General features: G+C 64.2%; 17 protein-coding genes. 9 read left to right on the forward strand and 8 right to left on the reverse strand.

The features are described from left to right. Positions 1–127: 127 nt before the first annotated feature. Both A7X65_RS03740 and A7X65_RS03745 read right to left on the reverse strand, forming a co-directional pair. Positions 128–874, reverse strand: coding sequence for a glycerophosphodiester phosphodiesterase (locus A7X65_RS03740; RefSeq protein ID WP_063682980.1), 747 nt, complete (start codon positions 872–874; stop codon positions 128–130). Positions 875–879: 5 nt separating this feature from the next. Then, positions 880–1,347 carry a RidA family protein gene (locus A7X65_RS03745; RefSeq protein WP_014494672.1) on the reverse strand — a complete coding sequence of 156 codons (468 nt, stop codon included), beginning with the start codon at positions 1,345–1,347 and terminating at the stop codon, positions 880–882. A gap of 231 nt (positions 1,348–1,578) precedes the next feature. Here A7X65_RS03745 and A7X65_RS03750 point away from each other — a divergent pair, with 231 nt between their 5' ends. The 3 genes from A7X65_RS03750 to A7X65_RS03760 all read left to right on the forward strand — a co-directional run bounded on the left by A7X65_RS03750 (position 1,579) and on the right by A7X65_RS03760 (position 3,518). Then, the gene (locus A7X65_RS03750) at positions 1,579–2,424 is read left to right on the forward strand and encodes a cell envelope integrity EipB family protein (RefSeq protein WP_063682981.1); all 846 of its coding nucleotides are present in this window, start codon (positions 1,579–1,581) and stop codon (positions 2,422–2,424) included. Positions 2,425–2,702: 278 nt separating this feature from the next. Then, a complete protein-coding gene (locus A7X65_RS03755) occupies positions 2,703–3,104 on the forward strand; it encodes a RidA family protein (protein WP_063682982.1) in 402 nt (133 codons plus the stop codon). Between the two features lie 12 nt (positions 3,105–3,116). Then, on the forward strand, positions 3,117–3,518 hold the full coding sequence (locus tag A7X65_RS03760; RefSeq protein WP_063682983.1) for an NUDIX hydrolase: 402 nt from the start codon (positions 3,117–3,119) through the stop codon (positions 3,516–3,518). Positions 3,519–3,598: 80 nt separating this feature from the next. On the opposite strand, the gene A7X65_RS03765 is transcribed toward A7X65_RS03760, so the two are convergent. Next, complete coding sequence (locus A7X65_RS03765) at positions 3,599–4,006, reverse strand: ACT domain-containing protein (RefSeq protein ID WP_063682984.1); 408 nt, start codon at positions 4,004–4,006, stop codon at positions 3,599–3,601. A 193-nt stretch (positions 4,007–4,199) separates the two neighbouring features. Between A7X65_RS03765 and A7X65_RS42485 the strand changes: the two genes are divergently transcribed. Next, positions 4,200–4,355 carry a hypothetical protein gene (locus tag A7X65_RS42485; RefSeq protein ID WP_167358202.1) on the forward strand — a complete coding sequence of 52 codons (156 nt, stop codon included), beginning with the start codon at positions 4,200–4,202 and terminating at the stop codon, positions 4,353–4,355. Between the two features lie 11 nt (positions 4,356–4,366). Here the strand turns inward: A7X65_RS42485 and A7X65_RS03770 are convergent, their stop codons facing one another. Together A7X65_RS03770 and A7X65_RS03775 are read right to left on the reverse strand one after the other, a co-directional pair. Then, positions 4,367–5,656 (reverse strand): DNA polymerase IV, encoded by a 1,290-nt coding sequence (locus A7X65_RS03770; RefSeq protein WP_063682985.1) that lies wholly within the window; start codon positions 5,654–5,656, stop codon positions 4,367–4,369. Beyond that, entirely contained in the window at positions 5,653–5,964 is a 312-nt protein-coding gene (locus tag A7X65_RS03775) for a DUF3572 domain-containing protein (RefSeq protein WP_063682986.1), read from the reverse strand. The genes A7X65_RS03770 and A7X65_RS03775 overlap by 4 nt, the downstream gene beginning before the upstream one ends. 237 nt (positions 5,965–6,201) lie before the next feature. Here A7X65_RS03775 and A7X65_RS03780 point away from each other — a divergent pair, with 237 nt between their 5' ends. Together A7X65_RS03780 and A7X65_RS03785 are read left to right on the forward strand one after the other, a co-directional pair. After that, positions 6,202–6,567, forward strand: a complete 366-nt coding sequence (locus A7X65_RS03780; protein WP_027553080.1) for a response regulator — start codon at positions 6,202–6,204, stop codon at positions 6,565–6,567. Between the two features lie 14 nt (positions 6,568–6,581). Continuing rightward, the gene (locus A7X65_RS03785) at positions 6,582–7,955 is read left to right on the forward strand and encodes a PleD family two-component system response regulator (RefSeq protein WP_063682987.1); all 1,374 of its coding nucleotides are present in this window, start codon (positions 6,582–6,584) and stop codon (positions 7,953–7,955) included. Between the two features lie 221 nt (positions 7,956–8,176). Here A7X65_RS03785 and A7X65_RS03790 read toward each other — a convergent pair whose 3' ends face one another. Beyond that, positions 8,177–8,782, reverse strand: a complete 606-nt coding sequence (locus A7X65_RS03790; protein WP_063682988.1) for a TetR family transcriptional regulator — start codon at positions 8,780–8,782, stop codon at positions 8,177–8,179. A 129-nt stretch (positions 8,783–8,911) separates the two neighbouring features. Here A7X65_RS03790 and A7X65_RS03795 point away from each other — a divergent pair, with 129 nt between their 5' ends. Beyond that, on the forward strand, positions 8,912–10,150 hold the full coding sequence (locus A7X65_RS03795) for an MFS transporter (RefSeq protein ID WP_063682989.1): 1,239 nt from the start codon (positions 8,912–8,914) through the stop codon (positions 10,148–10,150). Positions 10,151–10,241: 91 nt separating this feature from the next. On the opposite strand, the gene A7X65_RS03800 is transcribed toward A7X65_RS03795, so the two are convergent. Together A7X65_RS03800 and A7X65_RS03805 are read right to left on the reverse strand one after the other, a co-directional pair. Further along, complete coding sequence (locus tag A7X65_RS03800; protein WP_063682990.1) at positions 10,242–12,023, reverse strand: adenylate/guanylate cyclase domain-containing protein; 1,782 nt, start codon at positions 12,021–12,023, stop codon at positions 10,242–10,244. Between the two features lie 237 nt (positions 12,024–12,260). Continuing rightward, complete coding sequence (locus A7X65_RS03805; protein WP_063684785.1) at positions 12,261–13,178, reverse strand: NADP-dependent oxidoreductase; 918 nt, start codon at positions 13,176–13,178, stop codon at positions 12,261–12,263. A gap of 346 nt (positions 13,179–13,524) precedes the next feature. On the opposite strand from A7X65_RS03805, the gene A7X65_RS03810 reads away from it, so the two are divergent. Both A7X65_RS03810 and A7X65_RS03815 read left to right on the forward strand, forming a co-directional pair. Next, positions 13,525–14,208, forward strand: coding sequence for a type 1 glutamine amidotransferase domain-containing protein (locus A7X65_RS03810; RefSeq protein ID WP_063682991.1), 684 nt, complete (start codon positions 13,525–13,527; stop codon positions 14,206–14,208). Between the two features lie 548 nt (positions 14,209–14,756). Beyond that, positions 14,757–16,406: a winged helix-turn-helix domain-containing tetratricopeptide repeat protein gene (locus A7X65_RS03815; protein WP_082884819.1), complete on the forward strand. Its 1,650-nt coding sequence runs from the start codon at positions 14,757–14,759 to the stop codon at positions 16,404–16,406. Positions 16,407–16,421 lie beyond the last annotated feature (15 nt).

Consider the following 16,421-nt stretch of genomic DNA (forward strand, 5'->3'; position numbering starts at 1 on the left):
GTCCTGGCGAAAGCCAGGACCCATTACCCCAGAGAGAAGTTGTAGTGCCGAGCTGCCAACCACCTGTCGTCGCCAAACGAGCGCCGGTGGTAATGGGTCCTGGCTTTCGCCAGGACGACGTCGGTGGCTACGGCACGAACCCCTCGAAGATCATCTGATCCGCATACTGCCCAACCCGCGTCCGCTGTTCGTCCGTGCGGACGGTCCAGCCTAGCAGGGCACAGCCGAAGACGTTGCGGGCGATCCAGGGGGCGGGGGCCGGCAGGTGATCGACCTTGAAGGCGACGAAATGCGGCTGGGTCTGGAGGCCGTGGCGCAGGTACAGCATGCTGTCGCGCTGCTCCTGCGTCAGGTAGGCCCAGTATTCGTCCTCATAGCTCCGCTGCGCGACGATGCCGCGCGGGCGGCTCGGCACCAGCTCGCGTAGCGCCAGCACCTGGTCGGGATCGAAGGACATGCCGACGGCAGGGCCCTGATAGGACGCCAGCACCTCGGCCATCCGCTTCACCAGCTTGCGGTCGCCGTCAAAATGGCTCTTCACCTCGATCACCAGCGGCACGCGGCCGGCGACCATGGTGCAGAGGTCGGACAGCGACATCATCCGCTCGTCGGTGTCCTTGAATTTGACGGCCCTCAGCTCCGCCGCGGTCTTCGAGACCACGTTGCCGGTCGCCTCGGTGAGGCGGCCGAGCGCATGGTCGTGATGGATCATTGCCTCGCCGTCGGACGAGAGCTGGATGTCCACCTCGATCGCGAAATTGCCCGCGATCGCAGCCTGAACCGCACCCGGCATGTTTTCGACGATGCCGCGGGCGATGTCGTGCAGGCCGCGATGGGCGACCGGCCGGGCTGTCAGCCAATCCGGAGCGCGCATGCGCGTCAGGCGACCTCGAACACGCCTTCGACCTCGACCGCCGCGTCCGCGGGCAGCGAGGCGACACCGACGGTGGTGCGGGCATGGCGGCCCTTGTCGCCGAAGGCTGCGACCATCAGGTCGGAGGCGCCGTTGAGCACCTTCGGCCCGTCCAGGAAGTCCGGCGCCGAGTTGATGAAGCCGCCGAGGCGAACCACGCGCACCACCTTGTCGAGGTCTCCGAGCGCCGCCTTGACCTGGGCCAGCAGATTGACCGCGCAGCCGCGCGCGGCCGCCGCGCCGTCCTCGATCGAGACGCCGGCGCCCAGCTTGCCCTTGGCGATCAGCTTGCCGGCGGGGTCGAAGCAGACCTGGCCGGACACGAACAGCAGGTTGCCGGTCCGCACGAACGGGACGTAGTTGGCGACGGGGGTGGGGGCCTCGTGCAGCTTGATGCCCTGTTCCGCCAGTTTTTGCTCGACCGTGCCCGCCATGTCCGACCTCGTTGTCCAAAAATCATTCATCCCGGCTCCCCTGGAGGCCGCCGGGCGCGCCCTGTTTCGCCCATCGTGCCGCCACATGCAAGCAACTGGAGGGGGCTGGGTTTTGTTGAGGCAGGCCAGCAGGTTCAACGCGGGGGCCGCAACTTTACGTGAAACGGCCTCAGTTGCGACGCAATGGAACGGTCATTAAAATGTCGAATCTGCGCTTTCCAGGGATGAGACATGGTGCACCTTTTCCGGACTTCGCTCGGTGTGATGGCGCTCGCGGCGGCCGCTTTCGGCTCTGGCGAAACGGTGCAGGCCGCCAACGGTCCGTTCCTCGCGCACCAGGCGCTCTATGACCTCAGCCTCGTCAAATCGCGCTCCAATTCGGTGAACAGCGCGCGGGGTCGCATCCTCTACAATTTCACCGGCAGTTCCTGCGAGGGCTACACCTCCGAATTCCGCCAGGTCTCCGAACTCGACAGCGGCGAGGGCAAGGTCACGCTGAGCGACCTCCGCTCCAATTCCTGGGAGGATGCCGCGGGCAAGAGCTACCGCTTCAAGATCGAGACGCGGATGAACGAGGCCGACGCCGGCCGGGTCGACGGCTCGGCCGAACGCGACGGCGACCACATCAACGTCAAGCTCAAGCTGCCGGCGCCGAAGAGCTTCACCCTCGACGGCAAGATCGTATTCCCGACCGAGCAGATCCAGCGCATCATCGCCGCCGCCAAGGAGGGCAAGTCGCTGCTCGAGCTCTCGGTTTATGACGGCTCCGACGACGGCCAGAAGGTCTACAACACGCTGACCGTGATCGGCCAGCCGATCGCCGCCGACCGCGCCACCTCCGCCGATCCGTCGACGTCGGACGAGCACATGAAGTCGCTGAAGCGCTGGCCCGTCACCGTCAGCTATTTCGACCGCGAGGCGCAGCAAAAGGAAGGCGAGCAGACGCCGGTCTATGCGATGGCGTTCGAGCTCTACGAGAACGGCGTCTCGCGCCAGCTCGTGCTCGACTACAACGATTTCGTCATCTCCGGCGCGATGGGCAAGTTCGACGCCAAGGACAGCAAGCCCTGTAATTGAGGGGCACGGCCACGTCGTACTCCTCTCTTTCACCGTCACTCCCGCGCAACGGCGAAGCCGTTGTCGCTGGAGGTGGCCGCTTCTTCAGCGGCCCTCGAAGGGCGACGGCCCGGCTGCAACAGTACGGCCGTGCATCCTTCGAGGCTCCCCGCGCGCCACTTCGCGCCACGCGGCTCGCACCTCAGGATGACGGGGCATCAGCGCTGCTCGTTGCATCTAGCTCTCGTCACACTCTCCCGCTACGCTACCTCCCAACCACAAACTCCGGGGAGCCAACCATGCCCAAGCTCGACCATCTCCGCCCCAGCGGCCTGCATCACAATCCCGCTTATTCCCACGTCGTCACCGCCTCCGGCGCGCGCACCATCTACATCTCCGGCCAGGTCTCGACCGACGAGGAGGGGCGGATCGTCGGCGAGGGCGATATCGCCGCGCAGACCACGCAGGTGATGCAGAATCTCGGGCATGCGCTGAAGGCGGCCGGCGCGAGCTATTCCAACATCGTGAAGATCACGACCTTCGTCGTGAACTACAAGCCGGAGCTGCGCCCGATCATCGGCAAGGCCCGCTCGGCCTTCTTCGAAGGCATGGAGCCGCCGGCCTCCACGCTCGTCGGCGTCTCCGCGCTCGCCGCGCCGGAATGGCTGATCGAGATCGAGGCGATCGCGGTCGCGGATTGAGGTGTTGACGGAATGACGTCGGAGAATATCCGGATTGCCGCCGCGCTGATGAGCAGGAGCGACGGACGCGTCCTGCTGGTCCGGAAGAGGGCGACTGAAAGCTTCATGCAGCCCGGAGGAAAGATCGAGGCCGGCGAGCATCCGCAGGCCGCGCTGCGGCGCGAATTGTCGGAGGAGCTCGGGATCGAGGTCGATCCGAGCGAGATGACCTATGTCGGGCGATATACGGCGCCGGCCGCCAACGAGCCCGGCCGGCTGGTCGATGCGGACATCTTTCGTGTCGTCATCGCCCATTCCGTCACGCCCGCCGCGGAGATCGAGGAGATCCTTTGGCTCGATCCGTCCTCGCCCGGAGCTGTCAAGCTCGCACCTCTGACACGCGACAAGCTGCTTCCGCTGTGTTCGCGGCAGTAGCCCGGAATGGAGCGCAGCGTAATCCGGGAAACCTGTCGCTGAGGATGCACCGTCCCGGATTTCGCTTCGCTCCATCCGGGCTACTGGTCTCCCGTCCCACCGAGCTCTCGCAACAGCGCCATCGCTTCGTCGGCCCGGTCAACCGGCACGAAGAGATGGTCATGATGGAAGGCCGACACGGCGTTCACGCTGATGCCGGCCTCGGCGAGGCGCGCGGTGATTGCCGCCAGGAAGCCGACTGCATCGAGCGCGGAGTGAACCGTCAGCGTGATCAGGCGCGAGGCGAATGCGTGGCTTAGTCCCGCCGCTTCGGCTTCCTCGTGCCGTATCACCAGCGTTATTCCTTCGCGCTCCCGGAATGTCAGCATCGGGCTGATCGTGGCTGGAGTGCTCACGCCCGGCGCAAGCGTGCAGAACACGAAGGTTCCGTCCATCATCTCCGGCTTCATGCCTTTCAGCAGCGCGGCGAGATCGCGTTCGCCGGTCAAGGTGCGAGCCTCCGGACGAGGAGGGGCGTCCTTGCGAAGCTGTCGGCGCAGGCGACTGTGGAAGCCTTGTCCAACATACCTTTGTATATCTCCTCTAATCCTTCTCATGCGCCGAGCTTACGCTGGTACAATTGAGCGACGGCGGGAGATTCTTACAATTTGAGTCCACTCGGGTCACTGCGAGGAAACTCAAATGAACGTGGTCATTCGAAAGCTCAACGGCTTATGGCACCTCATCGTCGGATCCTGCCAGATCCGAACGCCGTTCCTGGAAACGCAGGACCGGCAGTTGGTCGTTCAGTACGCCAGGCGCGCCTATCCGGGTGCACGGGTCTTCGAACGCGACTGAGCTGAGCGGGATCACTCCTGCGCCTTCTCCGGTCCGTCATAAGCGATGCCGCGGATCACCGCGGCGCTGCCGAACTTCTTGCGCAGGCTATCCACCGCGCGTTCGGCATGGGCGGCACGGCGGTCGAGCATGTCGGTGTCGTCGATCGCTGATCCCTCGCGCAGCGCGCTGACGCCGGCGCCCATCAGGCGGAAGGCGGTGCCGTCGATCTCCTTCGCCAGCATTTCACGGCAGATCGAGAAGATCTTCGCAGCGAGCTGCGTCGGCGCGGCGATCGACTGCGAACGGGTGCGCTGGCGGAAATCGGCGGTCTTCAGCTTCAGCGTCACGGTGGAGCCGGCGAGCTCGCTGCTCTTGAGCCGCGACGACGTCTTCTCGCAGAGTCGCCACAGAATCTTCTCCAGCGTCGCGAAATCGCGGATGTCGGTCTCGAAGGTGGTTTCGCTGGAAATCGTCTTGGCGCCGCGGTCCGGCTCGACATGGCGGTCGTCGATGCCGCGCGCGAGCCGCCACAGCCTGCGGCCGTCGCTCGGGAACTGCCGCATCATCTCGATCTCGTCCGCCTTCTGCAGGTCGGCGATGACGCGGAAGCCGCGCTGCACCAGGCGCTCCTGGGTCGCAGGCCCCACGCCGAAGATGAAGCCGACCGGCTTGTCCGCCAGCATCGTGCGCGCTTCCTCCTGGTCGAGCGCAGCAAAGCCGCGCGGCTTGTCGAGGTCGGAGGCGATCTTGGCGAGGAACTTGTTGCAGGACAGGCCGACCGAGACGGTGATGCCGATGTCGCGCTCGACCTCGCGGGCAAAGCGCGCCAGCACTTTTGCCGGGATCATGCCGTGCACGCGCTCGGTGCCGGAGAGATCGAGGAAGGCTTCGTCGATCGAGAGCGGCTCGACCAGCGGCGTCAGGGCCTGCATGGCCTGGCGCACCTCGCGGCCGACGCGGACATATTTGGCCATGTCGGGCGGGATCACGGTCGCATGCGGGCAGGCATCCAGCGCCTTGAACATCGGCATCGCCGAGCGCACGCCATAGGTCCGCGCGATGTAGCAGGCGGCCGACACCACGCCGCGCTTGCCGCCGCCGATGATGACGGGCTTGTCGGCGATGTCAGGATTGTCGCGCTTCTCGACCGTGGCGTAGAAGGCGTCGCAGTCGATATGGGCGATGGTCAGGCTCGCCAGCGTCCGGTGGCGGATGAGGCGGGGGGAACCGCAGGCCGTGCAGCGCCGGACACTCACGTCCAGATCGGCCAGACAATCCCGGCAGAAGCAGCGGGGCCCGGCCGGGTCGGGCGTGCTCACGGCACGTCGCGCTCCCAGGAGGGGTCGCCGAGCGCGTCGCCGAGCACCTGCCGCGCTGCGGCAACGTTGGTCGGATGCAGCTCCGAGGCTGTCGCGAAGGCCTTCACGGTGGCGTCATCGCGCAGCACGAAATCGAGCACGTTGAGGAGGAAACTCGGGTCCGCGGCGGCGTTCCGGAGGGTCTCCGGACCGACCCCTGTCTCAGCCAGGAACAGGCCCAGCCGCTCGGGGTCGCCCGCGACAAAGGACAGGGCCTGAATCGCAACGATTTCAGCGACTTCGCGAGGGTTGTGAACAGGCTTTTTCAAGGGAGCAGTTTGCCTTTCCGTTAACTTTCGGTGTCTACTTTGCATCATGCCCGAGTCTCCGCCTTGAGTCTTCCGGCCCGGGGCAAGCAACTGGAAACCACGTCGCAGAAAGTGGCCCCTCGGGTTTAACGAAACTAGAGCGAATCTGAGGCTAGTTTGAATCCAGTTTTCGAAGCGCCGGAAAGCGGCGCCTGAGGCGTCAGATGTATCCGGCTACGTGCCAATCAGGAGGACGGGATGGCTAAGACCGTCCTGATCGTGGAAGACAACGAGCTCAACATGAAGCTCTTCCGCGACCTGTTGGAGGCCCACGGCTACCAGACCTCCGGCACCAGCAACGGCTACGAGGCGCTCGACCTCGTGCGCAAGATGCGGCCCGACCTCGTGCTGATGGACATCCAGCTGCCGCAGGTCTCAGGCCTCGAGGTGACGCGCTGGATCAAGGACGATCCGGAGCTGCGCACCATTCCCGTCGTCGCGGTCACGGCGTTCGCGATGAAGGGCGACGAAGAGCGCATCCGCGAGGGCGGCTGCGAGGCCTATTTGTCCAAGCCGATCTCGGTCGGCAAATTCATTGAGACGGTCCGGCGTTTTATCGGATAGGAAGTGAGTTCACAGTGTCCGCGCGTATCCTGGTTGTCGATGACGTTCCTGCCAACGTCAAACTCCTCGAAGCCCGCCTGTCCGCCGAATATTTCGACGTGATGACGGCCTCGAACGGCACCGAGGCGCTCGCGCTTGCACGCCGCGCCGAATGCGACATCATCCTGCTCGACGTGATGATGCCCGACATGGACGGTTTCGAAGTCTGCCGCCGCCTGAAGACCGATCCGGCGACGCACCACATTCCCGTCGTGATGGTCACCGCGCTCGACAGCCCCGCCGACCGCAACCGCGGCCTCGAAGCCGGCGCCGACGATTTCCTCACAAAACCCGTCTCCGACGTCGTGCTGATCGCGCGCGTGCGCTCGCTGACGCGGCTGAAGATGATGACCGACGAGCTGCGCATGCGCGCCATCACCTCGCTCGAGATCGGCATGCAGGCGCCCGAGCGCAGCGCCGTGGCCGACACCGGCAAGGGCGGCCGCATCCTCCTGGTCGACGACCGCGAGTCCTCCTACGAGCGGCTGGCGACGATCCTCGCCGCCGAGCACACCATCGACGTCGAGCCGAACCCGACGGAGGCGCTGTTCCACGCCGCCGAAGGCAATTACGACCTGCTGATCGTCTCGCTCGATCTCAACAATTTCGACGGCCTGCGCCTGTGCAGCCAGGCGCGCTCGCTTGAGCGGACGCGCCACGTGCCGATCCTCGCCATCGCCGACCCCGAGAACTCGACGCGGCTGCTCCGCGGCCTCGAGATCGGCGTCAACGACTATCTCTTGCGCCCCGTCGACAAGATCGAGCTGCTGGCGCGCGCCCGCACCCAGATCCGCCGCCGCCGCTACACCGATCATCTGCGCGACAACGTGCAGAACTCGATCGAGATGGCGATCACGGACGCGCTGACCGGCCTGCACAATCGCCGCTACATGGAGAGCCATCTGGCAACGCTCGCCGAGCAGGCATCCACGCGCGGCAAGCCGCTGGCGCTGATGATCCTCGACATCGACTACTTCAAGTCGATCAACGACAATTACGGCCACGACGCCGGCGACGACGTGCTGCGCGAGTTCGCGGTGCGCGTGCGCAAATCGATCCGCGGCATCGACCTTGCCTGCCGCTACGGCGGCGAGGAGTTCGTCATCGTGATGCCGGAGACCGACCTGCACGTCGCCGGCATGGTCGCCGAGCGCCTGCGCCGCTCCATCGCGGGCGAGCCCTTCGCGATCCACAAGGGCGCCAAGCGCATCGAGGTCACCATCTCGATCGGCCTCACCACGCTGGAGCAGAAGGGTGAGGCGGTCGGCGACGTCCTCAAGCGCGCCGACACCGCGCTGTACCGCGCCAAGCACGACGGCCGCAACCGGGTGGTCTCGCACGCGGCGTGAGGCTGCTCGCGATCCAAAAGTTCGAAAACAACCCCATGCACAGTAGCCGGCGCGAGCGGGATCAATGGGTTATGCCGGTGGCAGGGAAGGGTGCGCCGCGGCGGCGCGCGGTTTGACTTGTCGGGCAAAACAGAAGCATTTTGGCAGGGTCGGTGCTGCATGGGGCGAATGCTGTCGCCACACCCACAGTGTCGTCCCGGCCTCCGCCGGGACGACGGCAGTTATTGTGGCGAGCGCTTGCCCTTCACGGGCGTCACCGCCTCTCCACCCACATCCACCCCCGCATTCCGCAAGAGCACCTTCGCCGCTTCCTTTGCCGCGCGCGCCATCGCGGGATCGTCGCGCACCAAGTCCTGGGCGATGGAGCCATCGACCAGCAGCACGAGCTGGGTGGCGAGCGCATCGGCGTCGGCAACGCCGAGCTCGGTGAGGCGGTCGCGAAACCAGACGCGGCGGCTTTCCTTGAAGGCGATGGCGATCTTCTTCACGGCGCGGTCGGAAGGGCCGAGCTCGGCGACCGCATTCACGAACGGGCAGCCGCGGAAATCCTTGGCCGCAAAGCGGCGCTCCAGCGAATCGAAAGTGGCGAGAATCTGCTCGGCCGGCGGCTTGTCGGAGGGGCGGGCGTGCACGAAGCGGCGCTCGAGATAGGCCGCGATCAGCGCGTCCTTGGACGGGAAGTGGTTGTAGAGCGTGCGCTTGGAGATGCCGATCTCGGCCGCGATGGTGTCGACGCCGATGGCGCGAATGCCCTGCAGATAGAACAGCTTGTCGGCGGTCTCGAGGATCCGCTCTTTCATCGTCTGTGGGGCGGGCGGGGGAGCCATGCGATAGCGCGCATCCTGTTGGCTTGACAGTACCGGCCTTTCATAGCCTAAGTACACAGGTCTGTGTAACCAAAATCAACCGATATTGCAGACGACGGCACGCGTGCCGCGCCGCCGAGGGAGAAAGTCATGCCCCTGTTGCAGGTCCTGCGTCCGACCTTGCCGATCCTGATCGGCGCCTCGATCATGCTGACGCTGAGCATGGGGCTGCGGCAGAGTCTCGGCATCTTCATGCAGCCGCTGACGCACGACATCCACATCTCGATCTCGGATTTCACGCTGGCGCTGGCCGTGCAGAACCTCGCCTGGGGCTTCCTGCAGCCGCCTGCCGGCGCGCTCACCGTGCGCTACGGCTTCCGCCCGATCATGATCGTGGGCGCGCTGATGTATATCGCAGGGCTTGCGCTGATGGCGACCGCCAACGGCCTGCTCAGCATCATGATCGGCGCCGGCGTGCTGATCGGGACCTCGCTGGCCTGCACCGCGGCCGCGATCGCGATGTCGGTGGCGGCGCGCGCGGTGCCCGCAACAGTGCGCTCCACCGTGCTCGGCATCGTCTCCGGCGCGGGCTCGCTCGGCGCGCTGCTGTCGGCCCCGATCGGGCAGATCCTCAACGAAGGCTTCGGCTGGCGCTTCGGCCTTGCAGGCTTCGTCGTCATGTCGGTGCTGATGATCCCCGCGGCCTGGTATGCCGGTCGCATCGACAAGATCCCGCTGCCGAAGCCGACCGCCGACGACATCGGCGATGCGACGGCCGCGACCGCGGCGAAGACCGCGTTCGGCAATGCCTCCTTCGTGGTGATGACTTGTGCCTATCTCGTCTGCGGCATGCAGCTCGTGTTCCTGACCACGCATCTGCCGTCCTACCTCGCGATCTGCGGCCTCGATCCGATGCTCAGCGCGCAGACACTCGGCATGATCGGCGGCTTCAACGTGCTGGGCTCGCTGTTCTTCGGCTGGGCCGGCCAGCGCTGGAACAAGCTGGCGCTGCTTGGCGGCATCTACATCCTGCGCTCGATCGCGCTCGCCTGGTACTTCACGCTGCCGGCGACGCCATTCTCAACGCTGCTGTTCGGCGCGATCATGGGCTTCCTCTGGATGGGCGTCGGTCCGCTGGTCGCCGGCGCCGTCGCCGAGATGTTCGGCCTGCGCTGGCAGGCGATGATCCAGGGCCTTGCCTTCATGAGCCATCAGATCGGCAGCTTCCTCGGCGCCTATGGCGGCGGGGTGCTCTACGATGCGCTCGGCTCCTACACCATGGCCTGGCGCATCGGCGTCGCGCTTGGGCTGGCCGGCGGCATCATCCAGGTCGCGTTCGCGCTGATCCGGCCGTCGCAACCGCCGACGCCGGTGTTGAAGGCGGCGTAGGCGGGGAGAGGCTCACGAACGTCAGCTCGAGCGCTTGTGGCGCACGACGCTCTGCTTCGTGCGATCGGCAGCTTCCGACCCATAATCGACATCACCCCTCTGGTACTCCAGCCAGGCGCAGTCCCTCACTGATCCGCGCCCGACCAGCAAGATACGTCGGATGGTCGCTTGATGAACCGAAGCCGAAACGGCGGATACTGAAGTCTGGGTCGAGCGCAAGTCCCGCCCTCGCAACTGTTCGTGCCTCATCCGAGGCTCCTAGCAGGCCCAAGGCAGCGGCCAACGCAAAATGTGCAGGAGGGTAATTGCGGTTAGTCTCGATACTTCGTCGCAGCCAACTGGCCGCCTCGGCATATGCACCGAGATGCATCTTGGCCGTTCCTACGAAATCCATCCACTGGTGGGCAAGCGTATCGCGCGGGGAGAGACGGAGAGCCTCGAGTATGTGAGCTTCGGTCTCGGCAGGCCGACCCATCTGAATTTTGGCTATGCCAATGGAGCTGTGCGCCCAGGCCGAGTTGCGATCAATCGCCAATACTCGCTCGCATTCTGCAATTCCTTGGGCGGCCCGATTTGTCAAAATGTAGACACCACCCAAGACCAAGTGGCCTAGCGTGTCGTCCGGTGCGAGCGAAAGTGCTTTGGTCGCATTTGTTGCCGCTGCGGAAAAGAGCGCCGCCTTATTGTCGGTGCGCACGGTAATTGCCATTCGGAAATCTACGATTGCCAGCCCGACCATCGCTCGGACATTTCGAGCGTCGATTGCCAAGGCACGTTCGAAAAAATCGCGTGCATGAGTTAGGTCCTTGGGGCTCGGCCCCTCGTATAGGCAAGCAAGACCTTGAAAAACCAGATCCAATGCGTCGGGATTGAGCGAGCGCTCCGCTCGTCGGGCCTCGGCGACAATGAGCTGGACGTCTAAGGCATTGGCGAGTCTCGATACAATTTCGTCCTGCATATCGAAAATATCGGCGATGAGCTTTTCGAAACGCTCGGCCCACAGGTGATTGGCAGTTTGAGCATCTATGAGCTGGACGTTGATCCGAAGTCGGCTCCGGCTGCGCTGAACCGATCCTTCGAGTACATAGCGAACGTTCAACTCACGCCCGACCTGTCGAACGTCTATAGACTTGCCCTTGTAAGAGAACGCGCTGTTTCGGGCAATAACGAACGAGCCACTGATGCGAGACAGATCCGTTGTAAGAGAGTCAGTTACACCATCGGCGAAGCAGTCTTGTTCAGGATCGCCGCTAAGATTGGTGAACGGTAACACAACAATGGAAAGATGCGGCGGCGAAGACGTGCTTGATCCCCCACGTTCAGACAGCGTCGCGGGCCTGAACTCATCCAAAATCACGGCGTAGACTCGAATCGGGCGGCCGATGTTTTTAAGGTTCTGTTCGCCGAGATCGGCAAACCTGTCTCCGATCTTGCCTTGGACCTGATCGTAAACAGATGAGGAAATGCAGATGCCGCCGGGGGCTGCGACGCTCTCAAGCCTCGCCGCGATATTGACGCCATCGCCAAAGATGTCGTGAGGTTCGACGATGACATCACCGATATTGACGCCCACCCGAAAAGCGATGCGGCTGTCTTCCCGATCGCCGGTCGTCAGTTCGCCGACACGCGTTTGGAATTGCATCGCAGCCCGAACTGCTTCGACGGCGCTCGGAAACTCCGCTAGAAGCCCGTCGCCAGTGTTTTTCACGATGCGACCGCCGTGCTCCGCGATTGCGGGCTCGACGCCGTCGGCGAGGAGTGCCATCAGCCTGGCATGCGTCGCCTCTTCGTCCGCGTGCATAAGCCGCGAGTACCCGGAGACGTCGGCCGCCAATATTGCTGCCAATCGACGCTCTGGCCTCGCGTGCACCATGATCGGCAAGTCCTGCTTGTTGCACTTTTACGCCGGATCACGCGAGGTGACAAACGCGCACGACCTATGAGCCGACGGTTCCGTCTCCTTCGATCAAAAACGACAACTGCACTGACCATCTGCTTGCTCGGACCGCCCGCACCGTTGTTGAAGACGGCGCAGGCGGAAGGTCGTTCACGAGTATCTGCCGGAGGGGAGCCGACGACGGTGTGCCTCCTGTGCCTGATAGCTGCTGCTTCAGGGACGAACGCGGATGATCGTATTCCCCTTGCGCCGGCCGCTCGGATTTAGGGCGGCGACCGCATCGTCGAAGGTGGAGACCTTGCCGATGTTCGTCCGCAGTCGGCCGTCCCGCACGCGCTGGACGATCTCACTTAGCTGGGAACGATCTGCCTCGACGACAAAATCGAGAGCCAGTCCGTTGGTCGGCCGCGCCTCGGCCGGCCCGACGATGGTGACCAGTGTTCCTCCGGCTCGGATCAGTGCTGCGGACCGCTTCTGGATGTCACCGCCGATGACATCGAACACCAGATCGACCTTGCCGATGTCTTCAAGGGCGTCGTTGTCGAGGTCGACGAATTCCTTCGCCCCGAAATCGAGCACCGTCTGACGGTCGGAGGCGCGACCGGAGCCGATGACGTAGGCGCCTGCCTCTCGTGCGAGCTGCGTCACCATCGAGCCGACGGCGCCCGCCGCGCCGTGTGCGAGCACGCGTTGCCCCGCCTGGAGGCGGCCGTGCTGGAACAGCCCTTGCCATGCGGTCAGGCCAGAGACCGGCAGGCTCGCGCCCACCGTGAAGTCAACGTCACCAGGCAGCGGCGCGAGATTGCGGGCCTCGATCGCCACATACTCGGCCAGCGAGCCATCGCGATACCAATCCGCAAGGCCGAACACCCGCTGTCCCACCGAGAGCCCGGTCGTGCCATATCCGAGAGCGGTGACCACTCCGGCCAGCTCGTGTCCAGGGATCGACGGTGTTCGGGCACGCTCGACGCGATCAGTCCAGGTCGAAGGCCACGTCAGCTCGGTCGGGACAAATCCCGACGCGTGAACCTGGACAATGACGTCGTTGATCGCTGCTTGCGGCTCGGGCCGGTCCATCAGCTTCATTCCGCCTGTTCCCGCAGCCTGTTCCGTGACAACGATTGCCTTCATGGGAATTATCTCCTCGATCCTGATCTGGTTGGGCCCAGCGATCAGCGCCGTCTGCGCCGGCCGGACCTCCCGCAAGACTGGCGGATCGGGATCGCTCCGGTCGCTGGCTAGCGGATAAATGCGCTGCGCCCGGCCATAGAACAGTACCAAGATTGCAAATTGCGCATGTACCAGGCGCGATGGCTTTGAGCTGAAGACACTTGCCGGATATTCCCCATTTACCGCATTTAACCACCGTCGGGCCGACTGCGGTGATAGGTACGTTCGCGTATCGCGCGCCGGGGCGCTCGTGGCGGGAAACGCTTGGAACCGAATCCTGAACGCCTCATCAAATCGAGGATCCAACGTGACCCAGCATGTTCTGTTCATCGTCACCAACGCAGCCGTGATCGGTCCGCACAGTCGCAAGACCGGCTTCTTCTTTGCGGAAGTCGCCCATCCTTTCGACGTGCTCGACAAGGCGGGAATCGCGGTGGAGTTCGCGTCGCCTGCCGGCGGATGGACGCCCTACGACGCATATGACGAGAAAGACCCAGCCCAGAAGGCGTTTCTCGCGAGCAAGGCTTTTCGTCGGCTCAATCACAGCCGCAAATTGTCCGAAGTCGATGCCGCGGACTACGATGCGATCCTGGTGCCCGGCGGCCTCGGGCCGATGGTCGACATCGCGCGAAACGCCGACGTGCAGAAGGCCGTCGTGCGCGCGTGGAGCACGGGCAAGCTCGTGAGCGCCGTTTGTCACGGTCCGTGCTCTCTTCTCGGCGTGGATCTCGGGGATGGCACGCCGTTCGTGCGCGGCAAGAAGCTCACGTCGTTCTCGACAAAGGAAGAGTACGACTACGCCCGGGACGACGTGCCCTACGAACTTGAGGATGCATTGAGGGCAGAGGGTGCCGAGTACTCGTCTGCATCCAACTGGCAACCTCATGTCGTTGTTGATGGCCGCCTCATCACCGGGCAGAACCCGGCATCGGCGGGACCGCTGGCGAAGGAACTGTTGACGGCCCTCAAACGGGCTGCCGCTGCAAGCTGATGCCTTCGGGCGCGCGCTTCGGATTGACGGTTTGAAACGCGGTCACTCACGCCCCAGCGAGCCCGGCGTAGCCGAGAGCATGCATCCGATCATGGCGGTGCTCGTCGAGCGCCGCCGCTTTGCGCCGCACGGGTCGATCGCGCCGCGGCAGCGGAGATCCCGTGCGCTGCCGGCAGTTGTCCGGCAGCTGTTGCGGCCTGATGCGCGAGCGACGCTGCAGCCCACGTATTGAACAGACGCCTCAGGCGGGCCGCCAGCAGGAGAACCTTCTTCCGCAAGCTCGGACGCGTCGCGGACGGGAGGGATGCAAGCGCTTGCGCGGAACCGCGATGTGCCAAGACGGCAAACCATCCGGCGCAATAGCGGTGCAGACGATCGGACGCACGGACCATGTGGCATCTCCGGTTGAAGGGCGATTGACCGATCTCTAAACTCGACCGATCCCTCGCGCTTGACGGAGTCCTTCAGGACACATTGGTTTTTCCCTGAGTTGGAGATTGTTTCGACGACGGCCGCCATATGCGGTCAGCCTCGCTAGGAAAGTGATAATGGTAGTAAAATACCGTTTTTCGGATTTCGAGGTCGATCTAAGCCAGCAAGAGCTTCGACGTGAGGGGACGCCTGTCCATATTGAACCTCAGGTCTTCGATCTCATCGTTCATCTGGTGCGCAACCACGAGCGGGTGGTGAGCAAGGACGAGCTCATCGACATCGTGTGGCATGGCCGCATCATTTCCGAAGCGGCTTTCTCCAGCCGCATCAACGGCGCGCGGCGCGTGCTCGGCGACAACGGAACCGATCAGCTCTTCATCAGGACGCTGCACCGGCGCGGCTTTCGGTTCGTCGCCCAGGTGCATGCGATCGGCGGCTCCGACGCCGAAGCGATCCGGCTTGCGCCGGAGCAGCGCGCGCCGATCGACGTTCCGAAACAGGCATCGCTTTCGACCGACGTGTCGCATCTCGACGACGTCGTTTCGGAATCGGTCAAGGCAGAGGCCAACGCGCGTTCGTTCATCGCGGTGCTGCCGTTCACGAACATGTCGAACGATCCGGAGAACGAATATTTCAGCTATGGATTGACGGAAGACATCATCCGGCTGCTCGCCCGCAACCGCTGGCTTTCCGTGATCTCGCGCCACTCGACGATCGGGTTTCAGGGGCGGGTGGTTGACGCGCGCGACGTCGGTGCGCAGCTCGGCGTGAGCTATGTCATGTCCGGCAGCGTTCGCAAGAGCCGCGATGTCGTGCGGATCACGGCAGAGCTGACCCGGGCCGCGGACGGGATGCAGCTTTGGTCCGACAAGTACGAACTTCAGCTCGAGAACATCTTCGATATTCAGGAGGAGATGGCCAAGCAGATCGCCGCCACCATCGAACCCGAACTGTCGAAGGTCGAGCAGCAACTCGCGGCACGAAAGGCGCCCGAAAGCCTGGATGCGTGGGACTGCTATCAGCGCGGACTATGGAATCTCTGGCGGTTCACCACGCCGGGATTCGACCTGGCCGAGGAGTATTTCCAGCGTGCGATCGCGGCAGATCCCGGCTTCGCGCGTGGTCATGGTGCGCTGGCCTACGTCAATATCCAGCGCGCGCTCTATGATGATCCGAAGATCCGGCCCGGGCGTCTGGAAACGGCGCTGCGCCAGTCCCGTCTCGCCGTGACGCTCGACGAGCTCGATTGCTTCTGCCATTGCGCGCTCGGGCGAGCGCTGTGCCTGACGCGTCGGAACGACGAGGCGCTGGCCGCCATCGACACCTCGCTGGAGCTCAATCCGAGTTTCGCGCAAGGGTATTTTGCGCAAGGGTTCAACCTTTTGTGGTGCGGGCGGGAGATCGAGGCCGAAGCGCTGCTTGATCGCGCGACAATGCTCAGTCCTCGCGACAGCCATCTCTGGAGCTTTCACCACGTTCGTTCGTGGACGCATTTCTCGCTTGGCGAATACGACATTGCCGTCGAGTTTGCCCGCAGGGCGACGCGGCAGCCGAATGCCACCTATCGTGCTTATGCGACGCTGGCTGCGTCCCTCGGCCACCTCGGTGACAAGGCGCAGGCCCATGCGGCAGCCGTCGATCTGCTGCAGCGCAAGCCGGATTACACGATCGCGACGGCGCGGCAGGAGCTGTTCTTTTGCAACGATCAGGGCTTCGTCGAGCGGTTCGCCGAGGGGCTGGCTGTTGCCGGTGTCAGCGGCCGCTGAAGGCCGCAAGACTGC

The sequence above is a fragment of the Bradyrhizobium stylosanthis genome (assembly GCF_001641335.1).
GTDB classification, from domain to species: Bacteria; Pseudomonadota; Alphaproteobacteria; order Rhizobiales; family Xanthobacteraceae; genus Bradyrhizobium; species Bradyrhizobium stylosanthis.